Source organism: Rhodococcus sp. 14C212 (assembly GCF_011058195.1).
GTDB classification, from domain to species: domain Bacteria; phylum Actinomycetota; class Actinomycetes; order Mycobacteriales; family Mycobacteriaceae; genus Rhodococcus; species Rhodococcus aetherivorans.
Genome location: NZ_JAALEH010000046.1, coordinates 1 through 15,494, shown reverse-complemented (window position 1 = coordinate 15,494; position 15,494 = coordinate 1). Strand labels below are relative to the sequence as shown.

16 protein-coding genes are annotated in these 15,494 nt (G+C 71.9%); 6 read left to right on the top strand and 10 right to left on the bottom strand.

Annotation, left to right across the window (positions count from 1 at the left end; genetic code table 11):
- Positions 1–8: 8 nt before the first annotated feature.
- Both G6038_RS19060 and G6038_RS19055 read right to left on the bottom strand, forming a co-directional pair.
- Positions 9–977, bottom strand: a complete 969-nt coding sequence (locus tag G6038_RS19060; RefSeq protein ID WP_165039360.1) for a GNAT family N-acetyltransferase — start codon at positions 975–977, stop codon at positions 9–11.
- Between the two features lie 7 nt (positions 978–984).
- Positions 985–1,584: a peptide deformylase gene (locus tag G6038_RS19055; protein WP_100058906.1), complete on the bottom strand. Its 600-nt coding sequence runs from the start codon at positions 1,582–1,584 to the stop codon at positions 985–987.
- A 134-nt stretch (positions 1,585–1,718) separates the two neighbouring features.
- Here G6038_RS19055 and G6038_RS19050 point away from each other — a divergent pair, with 134 nt between their 5' ends.
- The 5 genes from G6038_RS19050 to G6038_RS19030 all read left to right on the top strand — a co-directional run bounded on the left by G6038_RS19050 (position 1,719) and on the right by G6038_RS19030 (position 5,969).
- Entirely contained in the window at positions 1,719–2,084 is a 366-nt protein-coding gene (locus tag G6038_RS19050; protein WP_165039359.1) for a DUF3263 domain-containing protein, read from the top strand.
- A gap of 48 nt (positions 2,085–2,132) precedes the next feature.
- Positions 2,133–2,681, top strand: coding sequence for a LytR C-terminal domain-containing protein (locus G6038_RS19045; protein WP_165039358.1), 549 nt, complete (start codon positions 2,133–2,135; stop codon positions 2,679–2,681).
- Between the two features lie 59 nt (positions 2,682–2,740).
- A complete protein-coding gene (locus tag G6038_RS19040) occupies positions 2,741–3,388 on the top strand; it encodes a superoxide dismutase family protein (RefSeq protein ID WP_165039357.1) in 648 nt (215 codons plus the stop codon).
- A 78-nt stretch (positions 3,389–3,466) separates the two neighbouring features.
- Entirely contained in the window at positions 3,467–4,588 is a 1,122-nt protein-coding gene (locus G6038_RS19035; protein ID WP_165039356.1) for a glutamate--cysteine ligase, read from the top strand.
- A 64-nt stretch (positions 4,589–4,652) separates the two neighbouring features.
- Complete coding sequence (locus G6038_RS19030; protein ID WP_165039385.1) at positions 4,653–5,969, top strand: phosphatase PAP2 family protein; 1,317 nt, start codon at positions 4,653–4,655, stop codon at positions 5,967–5,969.
- On the opposite strand, the gene mnhG is transcribed toward G6038_RS19030, so the two are convergent.
- The 6 genes from mnhG to G6038_RS19000 are packed head-to-tail and all read right to left on the bottom strand — an operon-like array spanning position 5,935 to position 12,094.
- On the bottom strand, positions 5,935–6,270 hold the full coding sequence (gene mnhG / locus G6038_RS19025; protein WP_100057752.1) for a monovalent cation/H(+) antiporter subunit G: 336 nt from the start codon (positions 6,268–6,270) through the stop codon (positions 5,935–5,937). The genes G6038_RS19030 and mnhG overlap by 35 nt on opposite strands.
- Entirely contained in the window at positions 6,267–6,527 is a 261-nt protein-coding gene (locus G6038_RS19020) for a monovalent cation/H+ antiporter complex subunit F (RefSeq protein WP_165039355.1), read from the bottom strand. Before G6038_RS19020 ends, mnhG begins: the two co-directional genes overlap by 4 nt.
- The gene (locus tag G6038_RS19015; protein ID WP_240918587.1) at positions 6,527–7,027 is read right to left on the bottom strand and encodes a Na+/H+ antiporter subunit E; all 501 of its coding nucleotides are present in this window, start codon (positions 7,025–7,027) and stop codon (positions 6,527–6,529) included. The genes G6038_RS19020 and G6038_RS19015 overlap by 1 nt, the downstream gene beginning before the upstream one ends.
- A 41-nt stretch (positions 7,028–7,068) precedes the next feature.
- A complete protein-coding gene (locus G6038_RS19010; RefSeq protein WP_165039353.1) occupies positions 7,069–8,655 on the bottom strand; it encodes a Na+/H+ antiporter subunit D in 1,587 nt (528 codons plus the stop codon).
- A complete protein-coding gene (locus G6038_RS19005; protein WP_165039352.1) occupies positions 8,652–9,260 on the bottom strand; it encodes a Na(+)/H(+) antiporter subunit C in 609 nt (202 codons plus the stop codon). The genes G6038_RS19010 and G6038_RS19005 overlap by 4 nt, the downstream gene beginning before the upstream one ends.
- A complete protein-coding gene (locus G6038_RS19000) occupies positions 9,257–12,094 on the bottom strand; it encodes a Na+/H+ antiporter subunit A (protein ID WP_165039351.1) in 2,838 nt (945 codons plus the stop codon). Before G6038_RS19000 ends, G6038_RS19005 begins: the two co-directional genes overlap by 4 nt.
- Positions 12,095–12,324: 230 nt before the next feature.
- On the opposite strand from G6038_RS19000, the gene G6038_RS18995 reads away from it, so the two are divergent.
- Positions 12,325–12,747: an NUDIX domain-containing protein gene (locus G6038_RS18995; RefSeq protein ID WP_165039350.1), complete on the top strand. Its 423-nt coding sequence runs from the start codon at positions 12,325–12,327 to the stop codon at positions 12,745–12,747.
- Positions 12,748–12,758: 11 nt separating this feature from the next.
- Here the strand turns inward: G6038_RS18995 and G6038_RS18990 are convergent, their stop codons facing one another.
- Positions 12,759–13,931, bottom strand: a complete 1,173-nt coding sequence (locus tag G6038_RS18990) for a hypothetical protein (protein WP_165039349.1) — start codon at positions 13,929–13,931, stop codon at positions 12,759–12,761.
- 2 nt (positions 13,932–13,933) lie between these two features.
- Positions 13,934–15,494 (bottom strand): AAA family ATPase (locus G6038_RS18985; RefSeq protein ID WP_165039348.1); only part of this gene is annotated, 1,561 nt, incomplete at its 5' end.

Sequence of the window (15,494 nt, the reverse complement as noted above, 5' to 3'; positions counted from 1 at the left end):
TCCCCACTCTAGGCGAGCGGACCGACAGGTTCCGTGGCGTACCGGTAGCGGTGGTGCTCGACGAATCCGAGCGCCCGGTACAGGCCCCGGGCGGCGGCGTTCCCCGCCGCGACCTGCAGGTATGCGTGGGTGGCGCCGTGGTCGCGACCCCACTGCAGCAGGGCCCCGCACACGAGCGTGCCGAGTCCGTGCCGGCGGTGCGCGGCGGCCACCTCGACGGCGGTCAGGCCCACCCAGCGGCGGCCGTCGGGGGCGTCGGTGACCGCGGCACGGGCGATCGCCAGGGTCTCCGTGGCGCCGCCGATGCGGCCGAATCCCAGGACGCCGCCCAGGACGGACTCGACAACCGCCCGGCCTTCGGCAGGCATCGGCGCGCCGCGATACCGGTACAGCGACAGCCACCCGGGGTCCGGGCCGGCGCTCACGGTCACGGGGGTGGCGACGCCGGGCAGCGGCACGTTGTCGAGGTCGGCGGCCAGCACCTGCACCTCGTCGCTCGGTGCCCACCCGTGCGGGAGCCGCGCGAGCCGGTCCGGGAGCAGGAGCCGCAGCGGCAGGCCGCGGACCGCGAACCACGCGCGCATCCGGGCATGCACGTCCGGATCGAGAGGGTCGGCGACCGTGCCCGGGTCGCCGAGCGGGGTGGCCGAGTTCGCACGGCCGGTGAAGCCGGCGCCGGCCCGCAGGAGCCAGCCGTCGATCCAGCCCTGTTCCAGCCCGGGCCAGGCGGCGGCCGCGGCGTTCTCGAGGGCGCGGATCTCACCGGTGCGGATCGGCCGGGCACCGAGTGCCTTGAGCGCGACCACGGCGTCGGGCGCGACCTGCACGAGGCGGCGGTCGGCGGTGCGCACCACCACGGCCGGTTCTAGGGAGACCAGCTCGCCGATCACGTCGGTCATCGGGTGGCTGTAGCCGGCGGGCAGCCGGTAGCGCAGCACCACCCGGGTGCCGACGGGTACGGGCTGCTCGGTCGTCACCGGTGCGTCAGTCCTCGTCGTCGTCGTGGCCGAACGGGTCCTCGACCGTCCCGGGCACCCAGCTGAGGCCGGGCACGCCCCACCCCGCCCGCTTGATCGTCTTCTTGGCGGCGCGGGCGTTGCGTCCGATGAGCTTGTCGACGTACAGGTAGCCGTCGAGGTGGCCGACCTCGTGCTGCAACATCCGGGCGAAGAAGCCGTGGCCCTCGATCTCGATCGGGTTGCCCTCGGCGTCGGTGCCGGTGACCTTCGCCCACTCGGCGCGCCCGGTGGGGAACTGCTCGCCGGGGACCGACAGGCACCCCTCGACGTCGTCGTCGGGGTCGGGCATGGTCTCGGGGATCTCCGACGTCTCGAGCACCGGGTTGATCACCTCGCCGCGGCGGCGGACCACGTTGCCGGCCCCGTCCAGGTCGGGGCAGTCGTAGACGAACAGCCGCAGGTCGACACCGACCTGGTTGGCGGCGAGACCGACGCCGTTCGCGGCGTCCATCGTCTCGTACATGTCGGCGATCAGCTGGGCCAGTTCGGCCGGCGACTGGGTGACCGGTTTCGTCGGGTGATGCAGGACGGGGTCACCGACGATCCGGATCGGAAGAATTGCCATGGTGCAAGAGGATAGTGGGCGGGACTCGCCCGTCCGTTGAGCCGGTACCTGTCGTACCACCATGGTTGAATTGCCCTCGGAAACACCCGGGTCCGATCGGACCTCGGAGTGATTCGAGGCAGTCGAGGAGTGAGATGGACGGCGCAGCAGCGCATATCGGTAACGAATCCGAGCAGGTTTCCGACCGGAGCAACCACGCCGAGAACAACCACCCCGCGGCCGGCCCGGACGAGGCCGGCGCGGACGGTCTCTCGCGCCGGGAGCGCGACATCCTCGCCTTCGAGCGGCAGTGGTGGAAGTACGCGGGCGCCAAGGAAGAGGCGATCAAGGAACTCTTCGGTCTGTCCGCGACCCGCTACTACCAGGTCCTCAACGCGCTGGTGGACCGGCCGGAGGCGCTGGCGGCCGACCCCATGCTCGTCAAGCGGTTGCGCCGGCTGCGGGCCAGCCGGCAGAAGGCCCGGGCCGCACGCCGGCTCGGCTTCGAGATCACCAAGTAGTACGAGTACGACGGTGATCCGGCGGGTGCGGCAACTAAGGTCGAGAGCGTGAGCACAACCTCGGAATCGTCGGGTCCGCCGCTGCGAGCGCTCGCGATGGTGCTGATCTCTCTCGCCATCCTGTTCGCCGGCCTCGGCCTCGCCTCGCTCGGAAGTTCCGATTCCGAGAGCCCGGCTCCCGAGCCGGCGACCGAACCGGCGGCCGCCCCGGCGACCACGTCCGCGACGTCGGCGCCGCTCGCTGCGACGTCGGCGAGGACGACCGCCCCCGGCGCGGTTCCGTCGGCCACGACGACGGTCTCCGCCACCACGTCGGCGGGGGCCGCCGCCCCCGTGCGGGTGCTCAACAACAGCAACGTCTCGGGCCTGGCCGCCCAGACCGCCGGCCTGCTCGAGGACGAGGGATTCACCGTCGCGGAGACGGGCAACTACAGCGACGGCGTGGTCGAATCCACGTCCGTGTACTACGGCACGGGTCCGGGGGAGCGGCAGACCGCGGAGGCGGTGGCCGAGGCACTGGGGGTGACGGCACAGCCGCGCTTCGCCGGGATCCAGGACTCGTCGCCGGGCGTCATCGTCATCGTCACCTCGCCGTGAGGGCTTCGGCCCCCCGGCTATGATCAGGTGACTTTTCGCCACTTCGAAGGAGCGGTTTGATGGCCTCGAGTTCCACCCGTCGCATGTCCTGGCGTGCCCTGGCCCCGATCGTCGCGATCGCTGCGGTGGGCCTGAGCGCGTGCTCGAACAGCGAGGAGCCGAGCGACACCCCCGGCACCACCCCGCCGGTGTGGACGGGTTCCGCGGCGCCGGAGGGCGCCGACGAGGCCCACGGCGGCAGCGCTGTCCCGGGGGAGGCCACGACGGGCGCGTCGGGTGGCGCCGGCGGCGCGGAGCACTCCGCCGAGCTGCAGACCCCGGCCGGTGCGGCCGCCGGCACGGTCACCTTCACCGAGGTCGACGGAGCCGTCGAGGTGACCGTCGAGCTCGAGGGCATGCCGGTCGGCTACCGCGGCGTCCACGTCCACGAGGTCGGCAAGTGCGAGACCAACTCCACCGCCCCGACCGGAGGCGAGCCCGGCAACTTCCTGTCCGCGGGCGGACACCTGCAGGCCGGCGGCAACACCAGCGTCCCCGAGAGCGGTGACCTCGGTGCGGTCGTGGTGCGTGAGGGCGGCGCCGGGTCGCTGACCGTCACCACCGAGTCGTTCACCCTCGACGACCTGCAGGGCGGGGACGGCACGTCCGTCGTCGTCCACGAGGAAACGGCCGCCGGCGAGCGTCTCGCCTGCGGCGTCGTCTCCTGACGGCCACCTCCCGAGACTCTTCCCACAGGGCCCCGGCGACCGGCGACGGTCGCCGGGGCCCTGTGGTTGGATCGATTCGTGCCTGTACCGTTTCCCGGTTCACCCCGCCCGACCCTCGGCGTCGAGTGGGAGATCGCGCTGGTGGACAAGAAGACGCGCGACCTGTCGAACACCGCCGCAGTCGTCTTCGACGCGGTCGAGCGGCGCGCCGGGCAGACCCCGCGGCTCACCAAGGAGTTCCTCCGCAACACCGTCGAACTCGTCACCGACGTGCACGACACCGTCGCCGAGGCCGTCGACGACCTGGCCGAATCCCTCGACCTGCTGCGCACCGCCGCCGATCCCGCGGGTGTGGATCTGATCTGCGCCGGCACCCATCCGTTCGGGCAGTGGACCGACCAGGTCGTCACCCGGTCCCCGGACTACGACGAGATGATCGAGCGCACCCGCTGGTGGGGCCGGCAGATGCTCATCTGGGGCGTGCACGTCCACGTCGGTGTCTCGTCCGCGGAGAAGGTCATCCCGATCCTCAACGCGCTGCTGGTGAAGTACCCGCACATGCTGGCGCTGTCGGCCTCCTCACCGATCTGGGCGGGCGTGGACACCGGCTACGCGAGCAACCGCGCCCTGATGTTCCAGCAGCTGCCGACGGCCGGACTGCCGTACCACTTCGAGAGCTGGGCCCAGTACGAGAGCTTCATCGAGGACCAGCTCAAGTCCGGGGTCATCACGAAGCCGGGCGGCATGCACTGGGACATCCGTCCGTCGCCGAGGTGGGGCACCATCGAGGTCCGGGTCTTCGACGGCATCACCAACAAGGCCGAGCTGGCCGCCCTCGTCGCCCTCGTGCACTCGCTCGTCGTGTACTACGACGAGCGTCTCGAGCGGGGCGAGCAGCTGCCCACCCTGCAGCCGTGGCACGTCAAGGAGAACAAGTGGCGCGCCGCCCGCTACGGCCTCGAAGCCGAGGTGATCCTCGATCCGGTGTGCCACGAGCGTCTCGTCACCGACGACCTGAACGACCTGCTCGAGCAGCTCACTCCCACGGCGGCGCGGCTCGGCTGCGCGGACGAACTCGCCCAGGTGGCGCAGATCCCCGTGCGGGGGGCCTCCTACCAGCGGCAACGACGGATCGCGGAGCAGACCGGCGGCGACCTCATCGCGGTGGTGGACGCGCTCGTGGAGGAGCTGCGCGCCTGAGCGCTCGACCGCGTTCTCGCACAGTTCACGCGCTGTTTACCATGTATCGGTGTCGATCCGAGGGGTGGAGCGCCCGAAGGCGCAGCGGGCGCATGTGCCGCAACTGTTCGTGCCCCTCGCTCTGACCGGCGCGATCCTCGGTGTCCTCGTGGCCGAGACGGTCGCCCGGTACAGCGGGTTCCCCGGCCCTGTCCCCGGACTCGTCGGCGACGTCGTCGCGATCCCGCAGTCGGCGTCCGTGCCGTGGGCCGGGCTCGCGCTGGCGATGGTGGGCCTGACCGCGCGCCTGCGGTACGTGTCCGTCGGTGCCGCGGTGCTGCTCGACGTGGGGTTCGCGGCCGAGCGGTACCTCACCGGGGGCCCCCTGACGGTGGGGAACGGGCCGACGATCGTGCTGGTGCTGCTGGCCGGATACGTCGCGGTCGCGTTGCAGGGCGGCCCGCGCCGCGGTGCGCTGCGCGGCATCGCCCTCGGGGTGCTGCTGGTGCTCTCGGTCAAGATCGGCGACACGTGGCTCGAACTGACCGCACGGACCCGGCCGGACGTGCTCGACGAGTACGTCCAGCTCGCCGACCATGCGCTGGGCAATCCGTCGTGGCTGGCCGGCCGGGCGCTCGAATGGCTCGGGCCCGGCGTGTACGCGGTGCTGCACTGGGTGTACATCGAGCTGCCCGTCGCGGCGATCGTCGTCGCCGTGTACCAGCTCCGCAACGTCGGCGGCGGCCGCCCCTGGCCCGCGCACCACCTGGTCCGCACCTTCCTGCTCATCGGACTGGTGGGGCCGCTGATCTACATGCTGTTCCCGGTGGTGGGCCCGATCTTCGCGTTCGGCGACCACGGCGAGGGCTGGCAGGTGGGGACCTTCTGGCCGGCTGCGGTGCCGTGGAATCCCGACCCGCAGCCGATCCCGTTCGACGCGATCACCCCGCGCAACTGCATGCCGAGCCTGCACACCGCGTGGGCGCTGGCGCTGTTCCTGCACACCCGCGGCGGTCCCGGTTGGCTGCGGCTGCTCGGCACCGGGTGGCTCGGCTGCACCCTCGCCGCCACGCTGGGCTTCGGCTACCACTACGGCGTGGACCTCGTCTCCGGCGCGGTGCTGTGCCTGACGCTCGAGGCCGCGCTGCGCGACCCGGACCGCGGCTGGGGCTGGTTCCGCATCCGCCTCGTCGCGGGCGGCGCGGCGGTGCTGGCCGCGCAGCTGGCGGCCTACCGGTACCTGCCGGGTCTCATGGCGGAGCACGCCGTGCTCGCCGGGCCCCTCCTGATCGGTTCGCTCGTGGTGGTGGCGGTGGCCTTCCACGTCACGTTCCATGTGGCCGACGGCGATCGTCGGCCGGACGTGGTCAGCTCCCGTCCGGCGGCCGCTCGTCGCCGCTGAGCAGACCGTCGCGGCCGAGCTGCTCCCGGTAGGCGAGCCGGCCCACCCGGTGGGCGATGACGGGAGCGGTCAGCACCATGAACATGCCCGCCAGCGCCAGCATCCAGATGTCGACGTTGCCCCGCAGGATGAGTATCGCGCCGCCGAGCACGAACAGGAGGCCGACCACCTGCGGTTTCGTTGCGGGATGCATGCGCGAGAGGGTGTCGCGGAAGCGCACGATGCCGACCGCTGCGGTGAGGGAGATGACCGAGCCGATCAGGATGAGGACGTGGCCGACGAGTTCCAGCACGGTGGTCACTGGTCGTCACGCACCCGGAAGCGTGCCACCGACACCGAGCCGATGAATCCGACGAGGGCCAGAGCGACGACGGCCGGCACGATCGTCGTATCGCGGCTGTGCACCGCCCACGCAGCGAGCCCGCACATCGCGACGGCCAGCAGTGCGTCGAGGGCGATCAGCCGGTCCAGCGAGGTGGGGCCGGCCAGCACCCGGTAGGTGATCAGCGCGGCCGCGACCACCAGCAGAGCGCCCGAGAGCGCCAGTATCACGGTCATCACGCCTCCTCCCGGACGACCCAGGGGCTGGGCTGCCATTCGTTGTTGCGTTCGAACGTCGAGATCAACAGGCGTTCGATGCGCCGCGCGGAGCGGTAGAAGTCCGCAACCTTCCGGTCGGTGCCCACGTCCAGGACGTGGACGTGGACGATCCGGCGGCCCTGGTCGATCTCGAGGACCATCGTGCCGGGGATGTTGTTCATGATGTCCGCCCACAGGGTGAGCACCAGATCGGACTTGATGGTGAGCCGGCACCGCAGCACACCGGTCACCGGCGGCGGCGCCGGCCGGATCGCGAGCCACGCGACCGAGACCGTGGATTTCATCGTCTCCACGAAGATCACGGTGGCCAGGCGCACGGCGGAGAGCACGTGCAGGCGGCCCTCGACGGGAACCCGCGGCAGCGGCAGCATCACCATGACGATCACCGCGACGGCGATCCCGCCGAGCAGGTTCGCGGCGCTGAAGGTGCCCCACAACAGCACCCACACCAGCGTCATCCAGCCCAGGACGAACAGGCGGAGCAGATTCGACCGACTCGTCACGGCTGACCTCCCAGCACTGCTTCGATGTAGACGGACCGATCCCGCAGGTTCTCGGCGGCACGGTCGCTGATGTCGATGAGCGGGCCGGCGAACACGGTCAGGGCCAGGCCGACGACGACGAGACCGATCGTCGGAACCAGCATTGCCGGGGGCATGCGCCCGACGTCGGCCCGGTCCGAGAAGGCGACCTCCATCCCGGATTCGTCGATCAGCGCGGACGGGGCGGCGTCGGCGAGGCCGCCCTCGGGGGCGTCGGCGCGGGCCCGCCAGAAGGCCTTGGTCCACACCCGGGCGACGACGTACAGGGTGAGGAGGCTCGTGACGGTGCCGCCCGCAACCAGCCCCCACGCCAGGACGGATCCGTCGGCGGCGCCGGCCTGCAGCAGGGCCACCTTCCCGATGAACCCGGAGAACGGGGGGATGCCCCCGAGGTTCAGCGCCGGGACGAGGAACGCGATCGCGAGGACCGGGCTGGCGAGGGCGAGTCCGCCGAGCCGCCGCAGCGACGCCGAGCCGGCCTGCCGCTCGATCAGCCCGACCACGAGGAACAGCGTCGTCTGGACCAGGATGTGATGGGCGACGTAGTACACGGCGCCGGACAACCCCGCCTGCGTCGAGAGGGCGATCCCGAACACCATGTAGCCGATGTGGCTGACGAGGGTGAACGACAGCAGACGCTTGATGTCGTTCTGGGCGATGGCGCCGAGGATGCCGATCACCATCGTCAGCAAACCGGCCACCAGGAGCACGTTGTCGAGCTCGCCGCCCGGGAACAGCAACGTGTGCGCCCGGATGATGGCATAGACGCCGACCTTCGTGAGCAGGCCGGCGAACACGGCGGTGACCGGTGCCGGGGCGGTGGGGTACGAGTCCGGCAGCCACGTCGACAGCGGGAACACCGCCGCCTTGATGCCGAATGCGACGAGGAGCACGCCGAAGATCGCGGCGCGGGTGCCCTCCGGCACGTCGTCCATCCGCACCGCCATCTGCGCCAGGTTCAGGGTGCCGGTGGCGGCGTACGCGAACGCCATGCCGGCCAGGAAGATCAGCGACGAGACCATCGAGACCATCACGTACGAGACGCCGGCGCGGACCCGGTCCGCGCTCGCCCCCAGGGTGAGCAGCACGAACGACGCCGCGAGCAGCACCTCGAACCCGACGAAGAGGTTGAACAGGTCACCGGCGAGGAATGCGTTGCACACGCCCGCGGTCAATGCCAGGTATGTCGGCAGGAAGATCGACACGGGCTGCTGGTCGTTGCCGTCGTGGATGCCCTGGCCGACCGCGTACAGCATGACGGCGAGCAGCACGATCGCCGACACCACCAGCATCAGCGCCGAGAGCCGGTCGACGACCAGGGAGATCCCGATGGGGGAATCCCATCCGCCGACCTGCACGACCGCGATGCCGTCCCGGTCGGCGAGGTACAGCAGCAGGCCCGAGACCACCAGCACGGCGACGAGCGCAACGACGGTCACGGCCCGCTGCGCGCGGGGCCGGCGCCCGAGGATCAGCGTCGCGGCCGCCGCCAGCATCGGGATGAGGACGGGCAGGGGGGTCAGCGCCGTCGCGGACAGGGTCATCGGGTCCTTCCTCCCCGGGACGGTGCGTCGTCCCCGCGGGCCGTCTCACCGTCGCTGTAGGCCGAATCCGTCTCGTCGTCGAAGTCGCCGTCGTGCAGGTCCTCGTAGGATTCGAGGTCGTCGAGGTTGACGAGTTCCTCCAGGGGGATCGGGTTGCCGGCCGCGTCGAACGCGTCGCCACTGCGGCTCGGCAGGCCGGTGAGCGGATCGTCGGAACGGTCGCGGTCGGGGGCCTCGGCGGGCGAGCGCCGCTGCGACACCTTGGTGTCCTCGGGGTCGTTCTCGACCTCGTCGCGGGCGCTGAGCGTGAACGACCGGTACGTGAGCGCCAGCACGAAACCGGCCACGCCCATGGTGATGACGATCGCCGTGAGGATCATCGCCTGTGCCAGCGGGTCGGCCATGTTCTCGTGCAGGTCGTTGCGGGCACCGACCACGGGCGGGCCGCCGGCCGGCCCGGCGAGGGTGAGGATCAGCAGGTTGATGCCGTTGCCGATCAGCAGCAACCCCAGCAGCATCTTGATGATGCTGCGCTCGAGCAGCAGGTACACCCCGGAGGCGACCAGCACCCCGACCAGAGCGAGCATGGTCAGATTCGCGCTCATCGCTTCTCACCCACGATCTCCGCATCGAGACGCGCGCCGAGACTGCGGAGCACGTCGAGTACCAGGCCGACGACGATCAGATACACCCCCAGGTCGAAGAACAGTGCGGTGACGAGCTTGATGTCGCCGAGCAGCGGCAGCGTCATCTCGACGGTCGCCGACGACAGCGGCGGCGCGCCGAGGAACAGGGAGACCAGGGCGGTGCCCGCCGAGAACGTCAGACCCAGGCCGAGGATCTTGCCCGCGTCGATGGGCACCGCCTCGCCGAGCTCGTAGCGACCACCGGCCAGATACCGCAGCACCAGCGCAAGCCCCGCGATCAGGCCGCCGGCGAAGCCGCCGCCGGGCGCGTTGTGCCCGGCGAAGAAGAAGTAGACCGACAGCACCATCATCGTCGGGAACACCAGGCGGGTCGTGACCTCGAGGACGAGCGAGCGGTGCCGCGGGTCGATGAGGTCCCCGCCACGCAGCCACGTCGTCTCGGTGCTCGACGACATCGCGTCGAGCTGCGCCGCGGGGGCGTCCGAGACGCGCGGCGCCGAACCGAAGCGGCGGGTGCGGAACACCAGGCTCGCCACGCCCGTCGCCGCGACGAGCAGCACGGAGATCTCCCCGAGGGTGTCCCACGCCCGGATGTCGACGAGCAGCACGTTGACCACGTTCTTGCCGTTGCCGAGTTCGTAGGCCGCCTCCGGCAGCAGCAGCGCGATCGGGTCGGCGGTGCGGGCGTTCGTGGCGAACACCCCGATCGTCGTGACCGCGGCGCCGACGGCGATGCCGAGCAGGGCGCGCGGCAGCTTCCGGCCCACGACGTGTTCGGGACGGGACTCGGCGGGGAGCTTGCGCAGCACCAGCACGAAGATGACGAGGGTCAGCGTCTCGACGAGGAACTGCGTGAGTGCGAGGTCCGGGGCGCCCTGCAGGGCGAACAGGAAGCCGCACCCGTATCCGGTCAGGCCCACGAGCAGCACGCCGGCGAGGCGGTTGCGCATCACCGTCGCCGCCAGGGCGCCGCACATGATGATGGCCGCCGCCGCGAACTGGACGGACGAGTCCCACCACCGCACCGCCATGTCCCGCTCGGGGCCGAACACCAGCAGCAGCGTGGTGGGCAGCACCACCAGGGTGACCAGGATGATGCCCTGGGTCAGCGGCAGCGAGCCTCGCTGGGTGGAACCGGTCAGCCGTATCGACACGGTGTCCATGAAGCGCAGCGTCGCGTCGTACATGCGGTCGGCGTTGCCGAACAGTTGACGCTCGAACCTCAGGCGAGAGATGGCGCGGTGTGCGAAGTACAGCGCGGTGCCACCGGCCACGACGACTGCGGTCAGCACGAGGGGAAGGCCGACGCCGTGCCACAGCGCGAGGTGGTAGGGCTTGTCCAGGGTGCTGGGCAGCGTGTCCGCGTAGGGGGAGAGCAGCGTGTCGATCCACGGCGCCGCGAGTCCGGCGGCCAGCCCGCCGAAGGCCAGGACGGTCGGGGAGAACAGCAACAGCGGTCCCGCGGCGTGGAAGTTCTGCACGGCCGGACTCGGGCGCTTGAGCTGCTTGCGTCCGAAGGCGCCCCACACGAACCGGATGCTGTACGCCACGGTGAGGATCGACCCGGCGACGATCGCGGTGAGCACCGCGATCCGGGCCCACGGGCTCAGCAGGGTCGTCACCTGCACGGCCTCGAGGGCCGCCTCCTTGCCGACGAACCCGATGAACACGGGCAGGCCACCCATGCTCATCGCGGCCACGGCCGCGACGGCCGCGAGGAACGGCGCCCGCTTCCCGAGGTGCGCGAGCTTGCGGATGTCGCGGGTGCCGGCGCCGTGGTCGACGATGCCGACCACCATGAACAGGCAGGCCTTGAACATCGCATGGGCCACGACCATGGCCATGCCGGCCAACGCCGCCTCCCGGCTGCCGATCCCCACCAGGGCGATGAGGAAACCGAGCTGGCTGACGGTGCCGAACGCCAGGATCAGTTTCAGGTCGAAGGCCCGGAACGCGCGCCAGCCGGCGAGCAGCATCGACGCCAGGCCGAGGGTGACGACGATGGGCCGCCACGGCGCCGCATCGGCGAAGGCCGGAGCCAGCCGCGCCACCAGATAGATGCCCGCCTTGACCATCGCGGCGGCGTGCAGGTACGCGGAGACGGGGGTCGGGGCCGCCATCGCGCCGGGCAGCCAGAAGTGCAGCGGCACCACCGCGGACTTCGACAGGGCGCCGACCAGCACCAGGGCGACACCCACCCCGGCCAGCCAGCCGCTCGGGGCGGCCGCGATCACGTCGGAGAGGTTGTAGCTGCCCACCAATTGCCCGAGCACGATGATGCCGACGAGCATCGCGAGGCCACCGGCGGTGGTGACGAGCAGGGCCTGGGTGGCGGCGCGGCGGCTCGACGCCCGCTCCGCGTAGTGGCCGACCAGCAGGAACGACAGCACGGTGGTCAGTTCCCAGAACGTGTAGAGGACCAGCATGTTGTCGCTGGTCACCAGGCCGAACATGGCGCCGGCGAAGGCGACCATCTCGGCGGCGAAGATCCCCAGCCGGGGCTCGGCGTCGGTGAAGTACCGGGCGCAGTAGAGCAGGATGAGCGCGCCGATGCCCAGCACCAGCGCCGACATGATTGCCGCGAGGGAGTCGAAGCGCATGTCGATGTCCATCGACAGGCCCGGCGCCCACGCGATGTGCAGGGTGCGTTCCGTGCCCCAGTTGCCGATCACCCAGCCGAGGCTCGCCAGTGGCACCAGCGCCAGCGGTAGGAACGCATTTCTCCCCATGACTCTGACCAGAGGCGGCGCGACGAGAGTGGCGACCGCGTGGGCGATGAGTATGGCGAGCAAAAGGCACTCCGTCGGGGTCGGGCCTGGCGGCGGGGTGTAACAGGCTTGCAATTGTTGTGCGTCACCCACAGGGGGCGATGCCTGAGCCACGCGGACCCGGGAAATCCCGATACACGCGCTGCTATGCAAATGGACAAATCGGATTCGATGTCAGCTTACCGGGATCATTCGCATGGTTGCGAACCGGCCGCCGACGCTCCGGTGTCCGATTCCCATCGTAGAGTGCCCTCATGCCCGACACCGGACCGATCCGTACCGCCGCGCTCGCGTACGTCCGCGACGGACGGCTGCTGCAGACCCGCTCCGCCGGCAAGACCGCCTTCTACATGGCGGGCGGCAAGATCGATCCCGGCGAGACCCCCGAGCAGGCCCTGCACCGGGAGATCCGCGAGGAACTCGGCGTCGGCCTCGTCGACGGCACCGTCGCCGAGATCGGGATCTTCGAGGCCGAGGCCTTCGGCCACCCGGTCGGCACCCGCCTGTACATGACCTGCTTCACGGCCGAGCTCGCCGGGGAACCGCGCCCGGCGGCGGAGATCGCCGAGCTCGGCTGGTTCACCGTCGCCGAGTACGGCGCCCTGCCCGAGGTCGCACCGGGTTCGATGCTTGTGTTCGAGCATCTGTCCGCCCTCGGTCTCGTCCGGGCCGAGTGAGACCGGCCACGTCAGCCCCGGCAGCGCCAGGCGCATACCGCCCCGGTCGCCGCCAGCGCACCGGTGAGCAGCCGCGGGTCGGCGGGTAAGGCCCACACCGCGGCGACCGGGGCCGCCGCAACCGGCAGCACCAGGCCCATCGCGGCGACCGGTGCCGCACCGGGCAGCGCCGCCCCCAGGGCCAGGCCGGTGCCCGCGGCGACCAGCGCCACGCGCACCAGCAACTGCGGGCCGTCCGCCGCGGCGTCGGGCCACAGCGCCGCGGTCAGCGTGACGACCAGGGCGACCCCCAGGCCCAGCTCGACCCGCGGGACCCGCCATGCGAGCGCGGCTCCCGCCGCGACTGCCAGCACCCCGGCCGCGGGCACCCAAGCGGACACCTCCCTCCCGGCAAGGTCGTCGACCAGCGGGTACGCCGCGGCCGTCGCCCCGAGCGCGGCGACGGGGAACCGGCCGTCCGCGAAGGGCAGGAAACGGGCGACGGCCTCCGTGCCGAGCACCGTCGCGGCGAGCACGGCCGCGGCGGCCGGCCACATCCACACCGCTGCCGAGGTGGCCTGCTCGTCCATCCAGCCGGCGAGCACGTGCATGCCGACGGTCAGCGCCGCCGTCGCGCCGACCGCGACCATCGGCAGCCGCGCGTCCGGCCGCTGCACCCGGGCCCCGGCCCCCGCGACGAACGCGGCGAGCACCACGGCCCCGGCCGCGACGGCGAGCGGCCACTGCAGCGGCGACGGCAGCGCCGACGACTGCAGGGACGTCCCCATCGGGCCGGCGAGCAGGAACACTGCCCACGCCCCGACGACCACCGCCCACTGCCCGACCGGTTCGCCCCACGTCGCGGCGACCGCCGCCCCGAGCAGGATCCCGGCGGCTCCCGCACTGATCAGGTGCAGCACGGTAAGGGTGTCGGGGTCGGCGGCGGGCACCGCGAAGCGCACCGTTCCGAGCACCACCGTGCAGCCGGCCGCCAGCAACCACGCCGTGCGGCGCGACCCCGAGTGTTGCAGGCCCGCGACCGCGAGCACCGCCGCCACCGCGAACACGATCGGCCCGGTGGCGCTGCCCGTAGCGACGGGGAGCGCCACCCCGTCCACCGCTACAGCGAAGCCGGCGAGGGCACCCGCGCACAACGCCGCGAGACCCGCGACCGGCTCGTCCAACCGCACCGTCGTCGCCGGCATCGTCAGCGCCCCTCGGCGTAGGCCCGCAGGTGTTCGACCTGCGCGGCCTCCAGCGACGGGCGCACCGCCTTCCGGGCCGCCGCCACATCGCCGGCGGTAACCGCCGCGGCGTCGACGCTGCGGCGCATCGCCGCGAGCGCGGCTTCCCGCAGGAGCGCCGAGCAGTCCGCCGCGGAGTAGCCGTCGAGGTCCGCGGCGAGGGCGCCGAGGTCCACGTCGTCGGCCAGCGGTACCGACTTGCCGGCGGTGCGCAGGATCGCGGCGCGCGCCTCGGCGTCCGGCGGCGGCACGAACACCAGCCGCTCGAGCCGGCCGGGGCGCAGCAGGGCCGGATCGATCAGGTCGGGCCGGTTGGTGGCGCCGAGCACCACGACGTCTCGCAGCGGTTCGACCCCGTCGAGTTCGGTGAGCAGGGCGGATACCACCCGGTCGGTGACACCCGAGTCGGAGCTCTGCCCGCGGCGCGGGGCGAGCGCGTCGATCTCGTCGAGGAACACCAGCGCCGGTGCGGAGTTGCGGGCCCGCTGGAACAGCTCCCGCACGGCCTTCTCCGAGGCGCCCACCCATTTGTCCATCAGCTCGGCGCCCTTGACGGCGTGCACACTCAGCTGTCCCGAGCTGGCCAGCGCGCGCACCAGGAAGGTCTTGCCGCAACCCGGCGGTCCGTAGAGCAGCACACCGCGCGGCGGCTCGACGCCGAGGCGGGCGAACGAGTCGGGGTGCTGCAACGGCCACAGCACCGCCTCCGTGAGCGACTGTTTGGTGTCGACCATGTCGCCGACGTCGTCGAGGGTGACACTGCCGATGGCCAGCTCCTCGGTACCCGATCGCGACAGCGGGCGGATCACCTCGAGCGCACCGAGCAGGTCGCCCTGGGTGAGCCTCGGCTCGGTGTCGTCGCGGCTCGCCCGCGCCGCCGCCCGTAGCGCCGCCTCCCGGCACAGGGCGGCCAGGTCGGCGACGACGAAGCCGGGCGCGCGGGCGGCGACGGCGTCGAGCGAGAGGTTGTCGGTGGGCACCCGGCGCAGCAGCACGTCGAGCAGGGCGCGACGGGTGGCGCCGTCGGGCAGGGGCAGGGCCAGTTCCCGGTCGCAGATCTCGGGGGAGCGGACCCGCGAGTCCACCTCGGTGGGGTGCGCCGTGGTCGCGACGAGCGCGACCCCGACGGTGTCGACGGCGCGGCGCAGCTGGTCGAGGATCAGCGCCGACACCGGTTCGGGGGTGGCGGGCAGCAGGGCGTCGATGTCGGTGACGAGCAGAACCCCGCCGGCGGCCAGGTCGGCGACGGCGGTGGTCACCCGGCGCAGCCGATCGTCGGCGGCGGTCGCGCCCACGCTCGGCCCGTCGAGCTCGACGACGCGTCGGCCGGCGAGCACCGCGCGGGCGAGGGTGGCCTTGCCGACGCCGGCGGGCCCGGTGATCAGCACTCCGAGGTGGGGGGAGGCGCCGAGGGTGCGCAGCAGTTCGGGTTCGTCGAGGGCCAGCTTCAGCCACTCGGTGAGCCTGCCGGCCTGGGTCTGCACGCCGACGAGGTCCTCCACCGGTGGTGGCGGCGGTGCGGGG